Here is a 17,668-nt window from a genome sequence, read left to right as displayed (position 1 = left end):
CGCGCGACGCACCTCCCTTCGCTGCCCCTCGTCGCGCGTCTCCCCCCACCGCCCTCTCATCCACCACCACACCCCAAGGAACCTGCATGCACGACGAACGTTTCCCCGGCCTGCGCCGCCGCGGTTTCCTCGCCGCCACCGGAGCCGCCACGCTCGGCGCGCTCGCCCTGACGGCGTGCGGCGGGGGCGGCACCGGCTCCGAGGCGGGAGACAGCGGCGGCGGTGCACCCCAGCGCGGCGGACGGCTGCGCGCCGCGTTCGCCGGCGGCGGCGCCGGCGAGACCCTGGACCCGCACCTGGCCAATCTGTTCGCGGACGTCGCCCGGGCCAAGGCGCTGTTCGACAAGCTCGCCGACTACGGCGCCGACCTGTCCGCGCAGCCCCGGCTCGCCGCCAAGTGGGAGGCCAACAAGACCCTGGACCGCTGGCAGGTCACCCTGCGCAAGGCCATCTTCCACGACGGCAGGCCCGTGACGGCGAGGGACGTGCTCTACAGCTACCGCCGCATCGCCGACCCGAAGAAGGCGTACCGCGCCAAGGCGTCACTGGAGCCCATCGACCTCGACGCGAGCCGGGCCACCGGGGAGCGGGGCATCGAGTTCGTGCTCAAGCGGCCGACCGCGGAGTTCCCCAACGTGCTGGCCGCGTTCGGAGCGTACATCGTCCCCGAGAACGCGGGTGAGAAGGCCGACGCCTTCGACAGGAAGCCCATCGGCTCGGGGCCCTTCCGCTTCGTGTCGTTCACCCCCGGCCGTTCGGCCGTCTTCCGCCGCCACGACGACTACTGGGAGGGCGCCCCGCACCTCGACGAGCTGGAGTTCGTCGTCGCCAACGAGGAGTCCGCCCGTGTCAACGCGCTCCTCGCAGGCCAGGTCGAGTACGCCCACGAGCTGAACCCCACCACCGCGCGCGCCCACGAGGGCAAGGGGCAGATCGAGATCGTCCGGCTCCAGGGCAGCGCCATGCAGGGGTTCTGCATGAAGACCGACCGGGCGCCCTTCGACGACAAGCGGGTCCGCGAGGCGTTCTTCCTGATCGCCGACCGGAAGGAACTCGTCGACGGCGCCCTGTCGGGGGCCGGCGTGGTCGGCAACGACCTGTTCGGCAAGGGCTACGAGTACTACGCGGCCGACCTCCCGCAGCGCGAGCAGGACCTGGACCGGGCCAAGTCCCTGCTGAGGAAGGCCGGCGCCGAGAAGCTGAAGGTACGGCTGGACACCTCGGCCGTCGCCGCCGGGTTCACCGAGGCAGCCGGCATCTTCCGCGACCAGGCCGCGAAGGCGGGCGTCACCGTCGAGGTGAAGATGGGCAGCAAGGACTCGTACTGGAGCGACATCCTCGATTCCGGCACCCTCGCCTGCTACCGCTCCGGAGCGATGCCCATCGAGGCGCACATCTCGCAGCGACTGCTGACCGGGTCCACCACCAACGCCACCAAGTGGCGGCACAAGGACTTCGACGCGCTGTACCGGCAGGCGCAGTCCACCCGGGACAAGGCCGAGCGGTCCGCCGTCTACGAGCGGATGCAGCGCCGCCTGTACGCGGAGGGCGGCTTCCTCATCTGGGGGTTCGCCGACTGGATCCTCGGCACGGCCAGGAACGTGAAGGGAGTGGAGACCAAGGCCCCCGCCAACACGCTCGACTGGGCGCGCTTCGACAAGGTGTGGCTCGCGTGAGCGGAAGCGGTCTGCGCTCCTTCGTCGCCCGGCGACTGCTCCTCGGCGCCGCGCAGACCGTGGCCGTGGTGCTGCTGGTCTTCGCGCTCACCGAGGCGCTGCCGGGCGACGCGGCGGTAGCCCTGGCCGGGGACCAGCCCGACCCGGAGCGCATCGCCGCCATCCGGGAGGCCATGCGCCTCGACCGGCCTGTGCCGGAACGACTGGTGGACTGGGCGGCCGGACTGCCGCGCGGTGATTTCGGCACCTCCCTGGCCTCCGGACGCCCGGTGAGCCAGTACATCGCCGACGGCTTCGGCCCCACCCTGCTGCTGGCCGCGCTCACCGTGGTCCTGCTCGTGCCGATCGGCTTCGGCCTCGGCGTGCTGGCCGCGCGGCACGAGGGCGGACTCGTCGACCGTGTCGTCAGCGGGCTGACGCTCGCCGTGTACGCGGTGCCCGAGTTCGCCCTCGGGGTGCTGCTGGTGACGGTGTTCGCGCTGCGCCTCGGCTGGCTGCCGCCGACCGCCGTCGGCTACGGCACCGATCTGGTCGCCCACCCGGCCGCGCTCGTGCTGCCCGTGCTCGTGCTGCTGTCCCGGCCGGTGTGCTCCATGGTCCGGCTGGTGCGCGCCGGCATGGTCGACGCCCTCGCCTCCCCGTATGTGACCCATGCCCGACGGTACGGCGTCACGAGCGCCCGGGTCCGCTACGCCCATGCGCTGCCGAACGCGCTCGCTCCCGCCGCCCAGCAACTGGCCCGCACCATCGACTGGCTGCTGTGCGGCGTTGTCGTCGTGGAGGCCCTCTTCGTGATCCCCGGGCTGGGCACCGTCCTCCTCAACGCCGTCGCCGAACGCGATGTGCCCGTGGTGCAGGGCCTCGCCGTCGTGTTCGGCGTGCTGACGGTCGTCCTCAATCTGGGCGCCGACGTGGTCGCGCGACGGCTGGCTCCGCGCGCGGGGGTGGCCGCGTGACCACCGCCTCCCCCGCCACCGCCGATGTCGGTCCGCGCACGGCCCGTGCGGGTGCCGGGCGGCGTACGGGCCGCTTCGCGCTCGGTGTCGCGATCATCGCCGTCCCTCTCCTTCTCGCCCTGCTGGGCCCGGTGTTCGCGGGTGAACCGGGCCCGCGAACGGTGTCGTTCACGCTCGCCGAGGGGCACTGGCTCGGTACGGACTTCGTGGGCCGGGACGTGTGGCGGCAGGTGCTGCACGGCGGGCGACCCGTGGTGCTGACCGCGCTCGGCGCGGGCACACTGGCCTACCTCGTCGCTCTGCCGGTCGGTCTGGCCGCCGCGCTCACCCATCGGCGGTGGCTGGAGGAACTGCTGATGCGGCCCTTGGACGTGCTGATCGCCGTACCGTCGCTGCTGCTGATCCTGCTGGTCGCCTCGGTGTTCACGCCGGGAGCCGTGGGGCTCGCCCTGCTGGTGGCGCTGGTCAATGTGCCGGACGCGGCCCGTCTCGTACACGCCGCTGCCACCGAGGCCGCCGCCCGGCCGGTGGTCGAGGCGCTGCGGCTCCAGGGCGAAAGCTGGTGGCGGACCGCCTTCGGTTGTGTCGGCCGCGGCATCCTGCGCACCCTGGGCGCCGACGCCGGGACCCGCCTGACCGGGGTGCTGTACCTGGTCGCCACGGCCGCGTTCCTCGGCGTGGGGGTGGAGCCCGACGCCGCGGACTGGGCGGTGATGGTCGACCGGAACCGTACGGGCCTGTTCGTGCAGCCGTGGGCGGTGGTCGTGCCCGCGCTGCTGATCGTCGCGCTCACCACGGGCACCAACCTGCTCTTCGACGCCGCACTGGAGAAGCCCGCACCGAAGACACCCGGTGGGCGACGGGCACGGAAGGAACGACGGCCGTGAAGCGGTACGACGACGGGGGCGGCCGGACCGCCGGGGAACCCCTGGCCGAGATCGAGGACCTGCGGGTCGAGGTCGGCGGACGGGCGATCGTCGACGGGGTGTGCCTGCGGGTGCTGCCCGGCCGGGTCACCGCGCTGGTGGGTGCCTCGGGCAGCGGCAAGACCACCACCGGGCTGGCCCTGCTCGGCGAGTTCCCGGCGGGTGCGCGGGTCACGGGTCGCGTCCGCGTGGCGGCCGACGGCCCGGTGGGGTACGTGCCGCAGCATCCGGCGGCCGTCCTCAACCCCGCCCGCCGGGTCTCGGCGCTCCTGACCGACATCGCCCGCGCCCGGGTGCGGCACCTGCCGCGGGGCGAACGCCGCAGGGCAGCCCGCGAGCGGGTTCTGCGAGCTCTCACCGACGCTCAACTGACGGACGCACAGGCGCTGTTGCGCCGCCATCCGCATCAGCTCTCCGGCGGTCAGCAGCAGCGGGTCGTCCTGGCGCAGGCCCTGCTGCTCGGGGCCCGGGTCATCGTGGCCGACGAGCCCACGACAGGCCAGGACGCCCTGACCAAGAGCCGTGTCGTCGACCAGCTGACGGCGGTCACGGCCCGCGGGTTCGCCGTCGTCCTGCTCAGCCATGACCTCGACGTCATGCGCGCGCTCGCCGACGAGATCCACGTCATGCGGGACGGCCGGGTCGTGGAGTCGGGTCCGGCGCGGCGGCTGTGGCTCGCGCCCCGGCACGAGTGGACCCGTGCGCTCCTGCGGCCGCAGCCCTCGTTCCCCGAGGCGGAGTCCGGCGGCCGGGAGGAAACGGCGGCACCCGTGCTGCGCGTACGGAACCTCACCGCCCGCCACCGGGACGGCTCACTACGCGGCGCGACCGTGGTCGTACGGGCGCCCGAACTGGACCTGCGCGCCGGGCAGTGCCTGGCCGTGGTGGGCCGCTCGGGCAGCGGCAAGACCACTCTCGCCCGCTGTCTGGCGGGGCTGCACCGAGATCACGACGGCGAGGTCCTCCTCGACGGCGCTCCCCTGCCGCGCAGCATCCGGGACCGGCGACGGGAGCAACTGGCGGCCGTGCAGTACGTTTTCCAGGACGCCCGGGCCTCCTTCGACGAGCACCGTCCGGTCCTGCGCCAGATCGCCCGTACGGCGGTGCGGCTGCGTGGCGTCGACGCCGGCACGGCGGAGGCCGAGGCGTTCGGGACGCTGGCGCGCCTCGGTCTTTCGGCGGAGCTGGTGCTCCGCCGCCCGGCCCGGCTGTCCGGCGGTGAACTCCAGCGCGCCGCCCTGGCCCGCGCCCTCCTCGTCCGCCCTCGCGTCCTCGTCTGCGACGAGATCACCTCCGGACTCGACACCGTCACCCGGCGGAGCCTCCTCGACGTCCTCACCGGACTGCTCGACGGCGGCGACGCTCTCTCCCTGGTCCTGATCACCCACGACCTGGACACGGCGTCCGTCGCCCACCGCATCGCCGTCCTGGACGCCGGGGAACTCGTCGAACAGGGTCCCGCCCACCGCGTCCTGACAGCGCCCCGGCACCCGTTCACCATCTCTCTCATGGCCACCGCCACCCGCCCCGTGGCCGGCACGGGCTCCTGACGGTGGCGTCGCCGTCGGTGCCGAAGTCCTCCCCCAGCGGCCCGGCACACGCGTCAGGGTTCGGACGCGTCGGACCGGGCCGCCATGGTGAGGACCCGCGAGGCGGGGCCCGCGATTCCGGTTCAGCGGATCTCGACGAGGAGGTCTCCGCCCTCCACCTGCTGGATCCGGTTGATGGCGAGCCGGGACACCCGGCCGGCCTTCGGGGCGGTGATCGCGGCCTCCATCTTCATGGCTTCGATGGTGGCGACGGTGGCGCCGGACTCCACCTCGTCGCCCTCGGCGACCGCGAGGGTCACCACTCCGGCGAACGGGGCGGCGACATGGCCGGGGTCGGAACGGTCGGCCTTCTCCGTGACGGGGATGTCGGAGGAGGCGGCGACATCACGGACCTGGATGGGCCGCAGCTGGCCGTTGAGGGTGGCCATCACGGTGCGCATTCCGCGCTCGTCGGCCTCGCCCACGGCCTCCAGACCGATCAGGAGCCGCACTCCGGGTTCCAGGTCGACGGCGTACTCCTTGCCGGGGCCGAGCCCGTAGAAGAAGTCCTTGCTGTCGAGGACGCTGGTGTCGCCGTACGTCTGCCGGTGGGTCTCGAACTCTCGGGTCGGGCCGGGGAACAGCAGCCGGTTGAGTGTGGCGCGCCGGTCCTTCTCCAGGCCCTCGCGGTCGTCGGCGGCCAGCTCCTGCACGGGCTTGGCCTCACCGCGGCCCTGGAGGGCCTTGGTGCGGAACGGCTCGGGCCACCCGCCGGGCGGGGTGCCGAGTTCACCGCGCAGGAAACCGATGACGGAGTCGGGGATGTCGAACCGGTCGGGGGTGGCCTCGAAGTCCGCCGGTGCCACTCCGGCGCCGACCAGGTGCAGGGCGAGGTCGCCGACCACCTTCGACGAGGGGGTGACCTTCACGAGGTGGCCGAGGATGCGGTCGGCGGCGGTGTACATCGCCTCGATGTCCTCGAACCGGTCGCCGAGGCCGAGGGCCACGGCCTGGGTGCGCAGGTTGGAGAGCTGGCCGCCGGGGATCTCGTGGTCGTAGACGCGACCGGTCGGCGAGGCGAGGCCCGCCTCGAACGGGGCGTAGATCTTGCGGACGCTCTCCCAGTAGGGCTCCAGGTCGCCGACGGCCCTGAGGTCGAGTCCTGTTGGCCGGTCGGAGTGGTCGGTGGCGGCGACGATCGCCGACAGGGAGGGCTGGGAGGTCGTCCCGGCCATGGAAGCCACGGCTCCGTCGACGGCGTCGGCGCCGGCCTGGACCGCGGCGAGGTAGGTGGCGAGCTGACCGCCCGCCGTGTCGTGGGTGTGGATGTGCACCGGCAGGTCGAACTCGCGGCGCAGCGCGGACACCAGCTTGGTGGCGGCCGGGGCGCGCAGCAGGCCCGCCATGTCCTTGACGGCCAGGACATGGGCGCCGGCCGCGACGATCTGCTCGGCGAGGCGGAGGTAGTAGTCGAGGGTGTAGAGCTTCTCCGCCGGGTCGGACAGGTCGGAGGTGTAGCAGAGGGCGACCTCGGCGACGGCCGTACCGGTGGCCCGTACCGCGTCGATGGCGGGCCGCATCTGGCTCACGTCGTTGAGCGCGTCGAAGATGCGGAAGATGTCGATGCCGGTCCGCGCGGCCTCCTCCACGAAGGCGTCGGTCACCTCCGTCGGGTACGGGGTGTAGCCCACGGTGTTGCGGCCGCGCAGCAGCATCTGGAGACAGATGTTCGGCACGGCCTCGCGGAAGGCGGCCAGCCGCTCCCACGGGTCCTCGGCGAGGAACCGCAGGGCGACGTCGTAGGTGGCGCCGCCCCAGCACTCCAGGGAGAGCAGCTGCGGCAGCGTCCGCGCCACCGCGGGGGCGACCGCGAGCATGTCCTTGGTGCGGACGCGGGTGGCGAGCAGCGACTGGTGGGCGTCGCGGAACGTCGTGTCCGTGACGCCGATGGTCGGCGACTGGCGCAGCCAGCGGGCGAAACCTTCCGGACCCAGCTCGACGAGCTTCTGCTTCGAGCCGGCGGGCGGTTCCGTGGCGGGTGTGGGCGGGATCTTGCCGGAGGGGTCGATGAGCGCGGGCCGCTCGCCGTGCGGCTTGTTGACCGTCACGTCGGCCAGATAGGTGAGGAGCTTGGTGCCCCGGTCGGCGGAGTGGCGTGAGGTGAGCAGATGCGGGCGCTGTTCGATGAACGACGTGGTGACCCGGCCCGCCTGGAAGTCCGGGTCGTCGAGGACGGCCTGGAGGAACGGGATGTTCGTGGCGACGCCCCGGATGCGGAACTCGGCGACGGCGCGCCGGGCCCGGTTGACCGCGGTGGTGAAGTCCCGGCCCCGGCAGGTGAGCTTGACCAGCATCGAGTCGAAGTGCGCGCTGATCTCCGTACCGGCGTGGGTCGTACCGCCGTCGAGGCGGATGCCGGAACCGCCGGGCGAGCGGTAGGCGCTGATCCGGCCGGTGTCCGGGCGGAAACCGTTCGCGGGGTCCTCGGTGGTGATACGGCACTGGAGGGCGGCGCCGCGCAGGGTGACCGTCTCCTGGGAGAGCCCGAGGTCGGCGAGGGTCGCCCCGGCGGCGATGCGCAGCTGCGACTGCACGAGGTCGACGTCGGTGACCTCCTCGGTCACCGTGTGCTCGACCTGGATGCGGGGGTTCATCTCGATGAAGACGTGGTTGCCGTCGCGGTCGAGGAGGAACTCGACGGTGCCCGCGTTGCGGTAGCCGATCTCCCGGGCGAACCGTACGGCGTCGGCGCAGATCCGTTCCCGCAGCTCCGGGTCGAGGTTCGGGGCGGGCGCCAGTTCGATGACCTTCTGGTGGCGGCGCTGCACCGAACAGTCGCGCTCGAACAGGTGGATGACGTTGCCCTGGCCGTCGGCGAGGATCTGCACCTCGATGTGGCGGGGCTCGACGACGGCCTTCTCCAGGAAGACGGTGGGGTCGCCGAACGCGGACGCGGCCTCGCGGGACGCCGCCTCGATGGCCTCGCGCAGCGCCGCGGGGTCCTCGACGCGGCGCATACCGCGGCCGCCACCACCGGCGACCGCCTTCACGAACACCGGGAAGCCGATCTCGTCGGCCGCCCGCACCAGTTCGTCCACGTCGGTGGAGGGCTCGGAGGACCCCAGCACCGGTACGCCGGCCGCGCGCGCGGCGGCGACGGCACGCGCCTTGTTGCCCGTCAGCTCCAGGATGTGGGCGCTCGGTCCGACGAACGTGATGCCCGCCTCCTCGCACGCCCGCGCCAGTTCGGGGTTCTCGGACAGGAAGCCGTACCCCGGGTAGACGGCGTCGGCGCCGGCCTGGCGGGCCGCGCGCATGACCTCGTCGACGGAGAGATACGCCCGCACGGGATGGCCCGGCTCACCGATCTCGTAGGCCTCGTCGGCCTTGAGTCGGTGCAGCGAGTTGCGGTCCTCGTGGGGGAAGACGGCGACCGTCCGCGCGCCCACTTCGTATCCGGCACGGAATGCGCGGATCGCGATCTCGCCACGGTTGGCGACCAGTACCTTGCGGAGCATCCCTGATCCCTTCGGCCTGCGATGAGGAACACCATGGTCGCGGCAATGTAGCCCACATGCCATGAGAGGCGTGTCACTGAGTGCCAGTGTTTTTCGGACTGATACGGATGAACGGAGCGAAACCCCTGCAGGGGACTCGCCCGATCCCTGTCCCACAGTGCCACTGGAGGCCGGTCGGGTGGCCGGTCCCGTATGCCGTGCGCGGCTACCGTCACCCCGGTGGGGCGAACTGGCTCCCCGTCTTCTGGCCGTCCTCCGAGACCGCCGCGGCCACACAGCGGAATGACACGCAGCCCCTTGTCCCACTCGGGCAGTCGGCGGGAGGATGCCGACGACCCAGTGGGCACTCCGCCGAAGCCGGCGAAGGCCTTCGGCAGGGGCCGCCGCCGCACTCCCCCGCGCCCGTCCCGGCCGGCACGTCCGCCCGAGGATGCGCCGGACTCACGTGCCGTGACCGGAAACACCGGGACGAACGGTCCGCCCGCCGCCGCCTCGTGCGACGAGGAGCCCTGTCCGCTACGGGCAGACGGGCGCGGGCCCACGGAGAAGAGTGTCAGCCCACCGGGCCGAGGTCCCCCTCCACACGGGTACGGATGATGGGCGGGCGGTTCCAGAGGGCGAGGATCTCGTTGGCCAGATCCACGACGGGCAGCGGGTCGGCGTCGTGGCGGGCCTCGACGGAGGCGGCGAGGAGGGTGCGCGGGACCGCGTCGGCGTCGAGGAGGACGCGCCAGTCCTCGGGGCAGAGTTGGAGGTACTCCAGCCCGGTCAGCCGGCTGATCTCCAGCGGGTCGGCGAGCGTGCCCGGGTAGGCGGCGAGGGTGCGCAGGCGGGGCAGTCCGATGACCGGGGCGAGGCTGAGCGGCTCGTCCTCCCAGACGCCGATGCTGAGGACTTCCAGTCCTGGGTGGGCGGCGGCCCCGATGCCCGGCAGGCTCCGGAAGTTGACGTGGGCCACCACGGGCGGCTCGTCCTCGGCACGACGACGGCGGTTCTGCCGGGGCCCGCGCAGCACCAGGTCGGTGAGGGAGTCGGCGACCAGGCCGGCGCCGATGTTCTCCTCATGGCTCAGGATGATGATCTGCCCGACGTGTCCGCCCGGTCCGGGGGTCAGATCGACCGCGAGGCGGTCGCCGCCTCCGTTGTCGCCGAAGGCGATCCAGCCGGGCGAGCCGACCACTCCCTGGACTTCGGCGTCGGGCGGGGTGATGACCGCCTCCTTCGCGGCGAACCGCCACAGGGAGGGCCGGGAGGCGACGTCGGCCACGTACAGGTCGTCCAGCGAGAACAGCTCGCAGCCGACCGCGTCGTACTCGCGTTCCGCCGCCGCGTAGTCGTCCCCGTGGTCCTGCCAGCGGGCCCGCGTCACCCGGTACAGCACCTTGAGTTCGTCGGGCAGGGCGACACCGAGGCGTTCCTCGGCGGCGGCCATCTCCTCGTCCGTGGCACCGACGGCTTCGGGCATCCGCTCGCGGAGCGCGCGCTCCAGCGACTCCAGGTCCACGGTCGGAGCCGGCGCCGCGCCCGGCACCGGCTCGGGCCGGCGACGCCAGGGCTCCGGGAGGGCGCCCTCGACCAGGAGCAGCGAGCCGGGGTGCGGGCTGCCGACGCCGGACTCCACGGCGGGGCTGGGCCCGAGCAGACGGAGCACGGCCTCACCAGTGGGCGCGATCCTCGCGGTGAAGGAGACGCCGTCGACGCCGGTGTCGGTGAGCGCGTCCTGGACGCGCCGCACCGCGTCGAACTCGGCCTGCATGTCCTCGACCTGGGAGGCCCGGCCCGGCTTCGGCGTGCGCCGCTTCAGGGGCACGCTCCAGGCTCCCCGGCTGATCTGTCCGGCCACCTGGTGGCCGGCCCCCGCCCGCTCGTTGTCGGCCCGCAGCACCCTCAACAGCGGTTCCCACGTGGCGAAGTCGTGCAGCGGGGACAAGCGGACCTCCGGTGGTTCCGGCGAGCGGGGCGAGGCGATTATCGCGTGGTGACGGCGCCGACGCGGCCTCCGGCCTGGGCATTGCATCGTTTCATCTCCGCCATGCATCCGCCCCGCTCCGACCATTGACCGGGTTCGACGCCGAACCCCAACCTCCAGGCATCGCATTGAAACCTTTCATCGACTTGCTCCGACTCTCCCCGAGGTGCTCCATGGCGCGGGATCTCCCCGGCGAAGACTGCTCCAGCTCGGCGGCACCGTGGCCGCCTCCGTCGTCCTGTCCGGGCCCGGGGCCGGCGCCGCGACCGGCTGGGGTGCCGGGGCCGCGGTCCCGGGGAAGCCGCCGGCGCCGACGGGGATGCTCGCCGACCTGCTGCCGCAGGCCCTCGGGACGCATGCCGGGCGCGGCCCGCGCTTCAGCTGGCAGGTGCCGGAGTTCTGCGCCGGGGCGCCGTGGCGTATTCGTGGCGCAGCAGCGCCCAGTCCCGTACGCGGCGTTCGAGGCACTCGCCCACTGCGCCGCCGCCCTCGGCAGGGACGGCGAGGCGACCGCCGTGCGCGGCCGGCCGCTTCATGGACGGTGACCGGTCGGTTCCGGCACGACGGTGATACGGAAGTGACAGAAACCGCGTACATGACGCCCGGCTGAGCTAGCCTCAACTTCCGAAAGCGAACTGATGCATGCGGAAAGTGACCTCGGGGGTGTTGTGTCAGACCAGCGGCCGGTGCCACCGCGCTCAACGGCAGACGAGGCTCCGGTGCTGCGGAAAACGGGTGCCCTGCCCCTGCGCCCCGGCGACCCGGGCCGTATCGGTCCGTATGTGTCGCTGGGGCTGCTCGGCAGCGGCGGCATGGGCCGGGTCTATCTGGGGCGCCCCGCGGACGGCGGGCCCGAGCTCGTCGCCGTCAAGGTGATCAGACCGGAGTACGCGGAGGACGTAAGGTTCCGGCGCCGGTTCGAGCGCGAGGCGGCCGTGCACGGCCGGGTCCGCACCGCGCACATGCCGAAGCTGTGCGGGACGGGGTTCGAGGACGAACTGCTGTGGATGGCCACCGAGTACCTGCCGGGCCTCGATCTGGCGGACGCCGTGAACGAGGAGGGCCCGCTGCGGACGGCCGCCGTCTGGCGGCTCGTGGCGGAGCTCGGGCAGGCGCTCGCCGACCTCTCGGACGCGGGGATCGTGCACCGGGACCTGAAGCCCTCCAACGTCCTGGTGTCCGCCCGGCGCGCGTATGTCATCGACTTCGGCATCGCGAAGGCGGCCGACGCGAGCGCGATCACCGGGACGGGCAACCGGGTGGGCACTCCGGCGTACATGTCGCCGGAGTATCTGCGCACCGGTGAGTGCGGCACGGCCTCGGACGTGTTCTCCCTGGCCTGCACGCTGGTCTACGCGGCGACGGGCACCGCCCCGTTCGGCGACGGCACCGGGGTCGACGTGATGCACCGGGTCGCCTTCGAGGAGCCCAACGCGAAGGTGATCGGGGAGCTCGCGGGGTCCGACGAGGCGCTCGCCACGCTGCTGTGGTCCTGCCTCGCCAAGGAGCCGGGGCGCCGGCCCACGCCGCAGGACCTGGTCCGCGCGGCGGGCCCCCGCACCGGGCCGTCCGGCACGTTCGACTGGCCGGAGCCGCTGGGCGGCATGGTGCTCGTCCGGCAGCAGGCGTACGACGCGCTGTGCCGGTTGCCTCTCGTGCAGGCCCCCGTCTTCCCGGCCGCCCACGCCCCGGCGGAGCAGGCACCGGCGCCCGCCGAGGAGGCGTCCCGGCCCGCCGCGCCCGACTCCGCGGAACCGCCGGAGAAGGCTCCTGCCGCCCCTGCCCAGGGACAGGCGGCGTTAGATGCGGCCGCCCGCACCCGGATGAGGCGGAAAAGGGTGCTGGCGGTCGGCGGTGCGGGCATCGCGCTCTGCGCGGTCGCCGCGGGCGTCTTCGTCCTCACCCGCCCGGACGACGCCTCCGGCACCGCCTCACCGGAGGCGGGCACCTGGTCGACCGGGAAGAGCGCGCCCGGCAAGGCCGCCTCCCCGTCGACGCCCGGCACCTCGAAGGGCGCACCCGCCCCGGACGGCGGCTCGTCGCTCTCGGAGGTGTCCGGCAAGGGCGACAGCGCCGCCGTCGACGGTTCCTCGGCCCGTCCCGGCGCCTCCGTGTCCGCCGACGACGACCGGCCCGTCGGCTCCGGCCCTTCCGCCCCCGGCGACGAACCCGACATCCCGGCCGAGCCCGAACCGACTCCGAGCGACCCGCAGGACGACTCCGGCACACCGTCGTGGCTGTCGGACTGCACCTACTACTCGGGCAACGGGCGCACCCGCCTGGGCAACAGCGGCAGACGCGTGCTCCAGGTGCAGTGCATGCTGAGTGAGCGCGGATACGGCGTGGGCGTGGACGGCGAGTTCGACAGCGGGACGGAGGCCGCCGTCCAGGCCTTCCAGAGCGACGTGGGACTGAACGCGGACGGTGTCGTCGCCCATGACACCTGGTCCGCGTTGCGCAGCCCCGAGTGACGGTCCCGCACCCCCACGCGGGGTGCGGGGGTGCCGGGCGTCAGCTCGTGAGGCCGGCCTTCGTCAGCCACTCCTCGGCGACGGCGCTCGCGTCCTCCTTGTCGTTGACGAGCTTCTTCATCATCTCCAGCAGGTCCTCGGTGGTGAGCTTCGCGGAGACCGCGTTGAGCGCCTCCCGGGCCTTGTCGTCGACCGCCTCCTTGTGGACGAGGGGCGTGACGTTCTGCGAGGAGAAGAGGTTCTTCGGGTCCTCCAGGACGACCAGCTTGTCCTCGACGATGGCGGGGTCCGTGGTGTAAAGGTTGGCGGCCTGCACCTTGTCGTCCTTGAGCAGCTTCACCAGGGTGGTCTGGGCGCCAGCGTCGAGTGGCTGGAACTTGCCGAACTCCACGCCGTAGACCTTCTTCAGACCGACCCCGCCCTGGGTGCGGGTCTTGAACTCCGAACCCGCCCCGAGGGTCAGGTCGCCCGCCACGGGCTTGAGGTCGGCGAGAGTCCTCAGGTCGTACTTCCTCGCCGTCTCGGCGGTCACCGTGACCGAGTCCTTGTCCTCGGCCGCAGCGGAGTCGAGTATCTCCACCGACTTGGGGAGCTTCGCCTTCAGTTCGGCGTTGATCTCCTCGGTGCCGGTCGCGGTGCTGTTCTTGTCGACCGCCACCGACAGCAGGGCGCCGTTGTACTCCGGGAAAACGTCGATACCGCCCTTGACGACCTGGTCGTAGTAGACCTCGCGGGCCCCGATGTCGAACTTGCGGGTCACTTCGAGACCCTTGTCCTCCAGGGCCTGCGCGTAGATCTCGGCGAGCAGCTGGTTCTCGGGGAAGTTGGCCGAGCCGACGACCAGTGACGAGCCGCCGCCACCGCTGTCCCCTGTGAGCGGATTGTCGTCGCCGTCGCCTCCGCCGCCGCAGGCGGTGAGTGACAGGGTGGTGATCAGGCCGAGGGCGATGCCCCGGTACATGCCTCGCATGGGTGTTTCCCTTCTCATGGCCCCGAAGGGCGCGCAGAACTACCGGCGTTCAGGATTTGAGGGCCGGGGCGCGCAGCCCCGGCGAGACGACGACCCGCCGCAGCCCGGTGAAGGCGGCCTGCACGACGAGGGCCAGGGCGACGACGACCGTGGAGCCGCCGATGACCAGCTCGTAGTCGTTGCGGGCGAGCCCGTCGACGATGAAGCGGCCCAGGCCGCCGAGTCCCGGGTAGGCGGCGACGGTCGCGGTGGCCACGACCTGGATCGCGGCCACCCGCAGGCCGAGCAGGATCAGGGGCAGCGCCATCGGCACCTCCACCTTCACCAGGACCTCCCACTCGGTCATACCGACGCCGCGCGCGGCGTCCCTGGTGTCCGGGTCCACCCCCCGTACGCCCTCGAAGGTGTTGATGAGGATCGGCGGCACCGCGAGCGCGATCAGGGCGGCCAGGACCGGCGCGGTGCTGAGCCCGGCGAGGGTGACGACGAGGACGAGCAGGCCGAAGGTGGGGATCGCGCGCGCGAGGTTCGCGACGCTCGCCACGGCGAACGCCCCGCGGCCGGTGTGCCCGACGAGCAGTCCGGCCGACAACCCGATCAGCGCGGCGACGAGCAGCGACAGACCGCTGTAGGTGAGGTGTTCGAGGAGTCGCGCGGGGATCCCCTCGTCGCCGTGCCACTGCGCCGGGGACGTCAGCCAGTCCCCCACCAGCTCCATCTGGTTCAGGAAGTCGTTCATGCCGTCGTCACCTTGTTCCGGGACCACGGGGTGAGCAGCCGCTGCGTGAGGACCAGAAGGGCGTCGGTGGCGAGCGCGAGCAGCATGATCAGCACGATGGCGGTGACGATCGGCGTCGGGAAGTCGAGCTGGAGACCGCGCGTGATGTAGTAGCCGAGGCCGCCCTGCCCGATGAGCTGACCCACGGCGACGAGACTGATGGAGGAGACCGCGGCCACGCGGACGCCTGCGATGACGACGGGCACGGCGATGGGCAGTTCGACCTGGACGACCCGGCGTACGGTGCCGAATCCCATGGCGGTCGCGGCGAGCCGGACCGGTTCGGGGACCGAGGCGAGGCCGTCCACGACGTTGGGCACGAGTACCGACAGGGTGTACAGCGTCAGCGGGATCATCACCGTCTGTTCGGTCAGCCCCGTGTAGCGGACGAAGACCATGAACAGGGCCAGCGACGGGATCGAGTACAGGATGTTGGCCACGGTCAGCACCGGCGGGTAGAGCCGGCGCCGGTGATGGCAGAGGATGCCCAGCGGGACCGAGACGATCAGCCCGAACAGCACCGGCAGCAGGCCGAGTCGCAGATGGAGGGCGGTGTAGTCGGCCAGTTCGGCGGTGTGGTCGGCTATCCACTGCCACCGCACCAGCGGTTCGCCGTCGCTCATCGGTCACCGCCCGCACTGTCGGCGGCCACCGGGCTCCCGGCCGCCTCCTGGCGACTCGGGGAGGACGCTCCGGCGGACAGTTCGTGGGCGTCGGCCACGCCGGCCACCGCGCCCTCGGCGTCCACGCCGACCGCGAGCCGGGCGGGCGACAGCAGCGCCGAGTCGAGGGCGGCCCGTGCCGAGTCCCCGACGAGGCTGAAGGTGTGACCGAGCGGGACCAGGGTCGCGTCCGCGAGGGTGCCGCTCTCCGGCAGACCGGCGACCGGGGTCCAGCCGAGGGGGCGGCGGGCGTCGTCGACGACGAGCACCCAGGGCTCGTCCAGGGCGCGGGCCACCGCCACCGACGCGGTGACCGGCAGCACCGGGCCGTCACGCAGCGGCAGTCCGGCGGCCTGGACGAAGGACAGCCGACGGATACCCCGGTCCTGGCCGACGAACCCGGCGACGAAGTCGTCGACGGGTTCGGCGAGCAGCCGCTCGGGCGTGTCGAACTGGGCGAGCCTGCCGCCGGTGCGGAACACGGCTATGCGGTCGCCCAGCTTGATCGCCTCGTCGATGTCATGGGTGACGAACACGATCGTCTTGTGCAGCTCCTTCTGGAGCCGGACGAACTCGGCCTGGAGTTCCGCCCGCACGATGGGGTCGACCGCGCTGAACGGCTCGTCCATCAGCAGCACCGGCGGGTCGGCCCCCAGCGCCCTGGCGACGCCGACGCGCTGCTGCTGCCCGCCGGAGAGCTGGTTCGGATAGCGCTTCGCCATCTCGGCGGGCAGCCCCACCAGTTCGAGCAGCTCGGCGGCTCGTGCGCGGGCCTTCTTCCTGCCCCAGCCGAGGAGCAGGGGCACGGTCGCGATGTTGTCGAGGACCGTACGGTGCGGGAACAGCCCCGCGTGCTGGATCACGTAGCCGATGCCCCGGCGCAGCTCGGGCGCGTCGATCTCGTGGATGTCCCGGCCGCGCAGGCTGACCGTGCCGGCCGTGGGCTCCACCATGCGGTTGATCATCCGCAGCGTGGTGGTCTTGCCGCAGCCGGAGGGGCCGACCAGGACCGTGATGGCGCCTTCGGCCAGTTCCACCGTCACATCGTCCACGGCTGTCGTGCCGTTCGGATACTTCTTGCTCACCGCGTCGAATCTGATCAAGAGTGCCCCTCAACCGACTGCATATGCTCATGCACAGTTGTCTGTGACTGAATGACAGTCAATGGAGTTTCATGAACGGCACGTTACGTTCACACGATGTCGCTCCGGGGCGTCCGGATCATACGGATCCAGCGGCTTGTCCTCGCTTGCGCGTGCCACGGCCGTCCGCCCGGCCGTCGTGCTTTCCTGGAGTCATCATGACCAACGTCGACGTGCACCAGCATCTGTGGCCCCCCTCGCTGGTGGCGGCTCTGCGCTCCCGCCGCGAGCCGCCCTTCATGGACGGCTGGACGCTGTTCCTGGACGGTGAGCCGCCCTATGAGGTCGCGCCCGCCGCCCATGACATCGCCCGGCGTGCGGAGCTGGCCGCGGCCGACGGCCTCGGCCGGGCGCTCGTCTCATTGTCCTCCCCGCTCGGTGTCGAATGGCTGCCCGGGGGCCAGGCGCGGCCCCTGCTCGACGCCTACCACGAAGGCGCGGCCGCCCTCCCTGAGCCCTTCGGGGCGTGGGCCGCCGCCTGCGTACGGGACATCGACGCGGCCGCGGCCGCCGAGGATCTCGACCGGGGCTTCGTCGGTCTCCAGCTCCCTGCCGACGCCCTCGCCGACGCGGCCGGTTACGCGCGCTGCGCCCCACTGCTCGACCTGTTGGAGGACCGCGACCTCCCGTTGTTCGTGCACCCCGGACCAGTGGGCGGCTCCGGGGCGGGGGCCGAGGGGCCCGGCTGGTGGCCCGCGATGGTGCCGTACGTCCAGCAGATGCACGCCGCCTGGTTCGCCTTCCGCGCCTTCGGCCGGCCCCGCCATCCCCGGCTGCGGGTCTGCTTCGCCCTGCTGGCCGGTCTGGCGCCGTTGCACGGGGAGCGCTTCGCCGCCCGCGGCGACGCGGGCCTCGCCGGGACGGACGCGCGGGTCTTCGTGGAGACGTCGTCGTACGGCCCCACCGCCGTGGACTCCGTCGTGCGGGCCCTCGGTGTGGACGCGGTGGTCCAGGGCTCCGACCGGCCCTATGCGGAGCCGCCGCTCCATCCCGGCTTCGGCCTGGGCGGAGCGGCGGCCTATGCCTTCCGTATCGCCAATCCCCGGCGCCTGCTCACGGGCAGGGACTGAA

Annotated in this window: 13 protein-coding genes; 6 read left to right on the top strand and 7 right to left on the bottom strand. The window is 72.5% G+C overall.

The genetic code is table 11. The features are described 5' to 3' along the window. Positions 1-86 precede the first annotated feature (86 nt). From ACZ43N_RS27405 to ACZ43N_RS27390, 4 genes are read left to right on the top strand one after another with little or no spacing between them, the layout of a single operon-like run. The gene (locus tag ACZ43N_RS27405; RefSeq protein ID WP_468101167.1) at positions 87-1,676 is read left to right on the top strand and encodes an ABC transporter substrate-binding protein; all 1,590 of its coding nucleotides are present in this window, start codon (positions 87-89) and stop codon (positions 1,674-1,676) included. Then, positions 1,673-2,632 (top strand): ABC transporter permease, encoded by a 960-nt coding sequence (locus ACZ43N_RS27400; RefSeq protein ID WP_468101165.1) that lies wholly within the window; start codon positions 1,673-1,675, stop codon positions 2,630-2,632. The genes ACZ43N_RS27405 and ACZ43N_RS27400 overlap by 4 nt, the downstream gene beginning before the upstream one ends. Continuing rightward, the gene (locus ACZ43N_RS27395) at positions 2,629-3,519 is read left to right on the top strand and encodes an ABC transporter permease (RefSeq protein WP_468101163.1); all 891 of its coding nucleotides are present in this window, start codon (positions 2,629-2,631) and stop codon (positions 3,517-3,519) included. The genes ACZ43N_RS27400 and ACZ43N_RS27395 overlap by 4 nt, the downstream gene beginning before the upstream one ends. Beyond that, a complete protein-coding gene (locus tag ACZ43N_RS27390; protein ID WP_468101162.1) occupies positions 3,516-5,108 on the top strand; it encodes an ABC transporter ATP-binding protein in 1,593 nt (530 codons plus the stop codon). The genes ACZ43N_RS27395 and ACZ43N_RS27390 overlap by 4 nt, the downstream gene beginning before the upstream one ends. 122 nt (positions 5,109-5,230) lie before the next feature. On the opposite strand, the gene ACZ43N_RS27385 is transcribed toward ACZ43N_RS27390, so the two are convergent. From ACZ43N_RS27385 to ACZ43N_RS27375, 3 genes are all read right to left on the bottom strand, one after another. Then, the gene (locus ACZ43N_RS27385; protein WP_468101161.1) at positions 5,231-8,605 is read right to left on the bottom strand and encodes a pyruvate carboxylase; all 3,375 of its coding nucleotides are present in this window, start codon (positions 8,603-8,605) and stop codon (positions 5,231-5,233) included. A 553-nt stretch (positions 8,606-9,158) separates the two neighbouring features. Continuing rightward, positions 9,159-10,535 (bottom strand): SMI1/KNR4 family protein, encoded by a 1,377-nt coding sequence (locus ACZ43N_RS27380; protein ID WP_468101160.1) that lies wholly within the window; start codon positions 10,533-10,535, stop codon positions 9,159-9,161. Between the two features lie 416 nt (positions 10,536-10,951). Beyond that, a complete protein-coding gene (locus ACZ43N_RS27375; RefSeq protein WP_468101159.1) occupies positions 10,952-11,110 on the bottom strand; it encodes a hypothetical protein in 159 nt (52 codons plus the stop codon). Between the two features lie 102 nt (positions 11,111-11,212). Here ACZ43N_RS27375 and ACZ43N_RS27370 point away from each other — a divergent pair, with 102 nt between their 5' ends. Next, entirely contained in the window at positions 11,213-13,045 is a 1,833-nt protein-coding gene (locus ACZ43N_RS27370) for a protein kinase domain-containing protein (RefSeq protein WP_468101157.1), read from the top strand. Positions 13,046-13,085: 40 nt separating this feature from the next. Here ACZ43N_RS27370 and ACZ43N_RS27365 read toward each other — a convergent pair whose 3' ends face one another. The 4 genes from ACZ43N_RS27365 to ACZ43N_RS27350 are packed head-to-tail and all read right to left on the bottom strand — an operon-like array spanning position 13,086 to position 16,558. Then, complete coding sequence (locus ACZ43N_RS27365) at positions 13,086-14,006, bottom strand: ABC transporter substrate-binding protein (protein WP_468101224.1); 921 nt, start codon at positions 14,004-14,006, stop codon at positions 13,086-13,088. Positions 14,007-14,064: 58 nt separating this feature from the next. Then, positions 14,065-14,754 (bottom strand): ABC transporter permease, encoded by a 690-nt coding sequence (locus ACZ43N_RS27360; protein ID WP_468101156.1) that lies wholly within the window; start codon positions 14,752-14,754, stop codon positions 14,065-14,067. Further along, positions 14,751-15,416 (bottom strand): ABC transporter permease, encoded by a 666-nt coding sequence (locus ACZ43N_RS27355; RefSeq protein ID WP_468101154.1) that lies wholly within the window; start codon positions 15,414-15,416, stop codon positions 14,751-14,753. The genes ACZ43N_RS27360 and ACZ43N_RS27355 overlap by 4 nt, the downstream gene beginning before the upstream one ends. Next, positions 15,413-16,558 (bottom strand): ABC transporter ATP-binding protein, encoded by a 1,146-nt coding sequence (locus ACZ43N_RS27350; RefSeq protein WP_468101152.1) that lies wholly within the window; start codon positions 16,556-16,558, stop codon positions 15,413-15,415. Before ACZ43N_RS27350 ends, ACZ43N_RS27355 begins: the two co-directional genes overlap by 4 nt. Positions 16,559-16,755: 197 nt before the next feature. Here ACZ43N_RS27350 and ACZ43N_RS27345 point away from each other — a divergent pair, with 197 nt between their 5' ends. Continuing rightward, complete coding sequence (locus ACZ43N_RS27345) at positions 16,756-17,667, top strand: amidohydrolase family protein (protein WP_468101150.1); 912 nt, start codon at positions 16,756-16,758, stop codon at positions 17,665-17,667. Position 17,668: the final 1 nt, after the last annotated feature.

It is taken from the genome of Streptomyces sp. NPDC030814 (assembly GCF_055572155.1).
The sequence above is the reverse complement of the archived record's forward strand: the minus strand, read 5'-3'. Positions and strand labels throughout refer to the sequence as shown.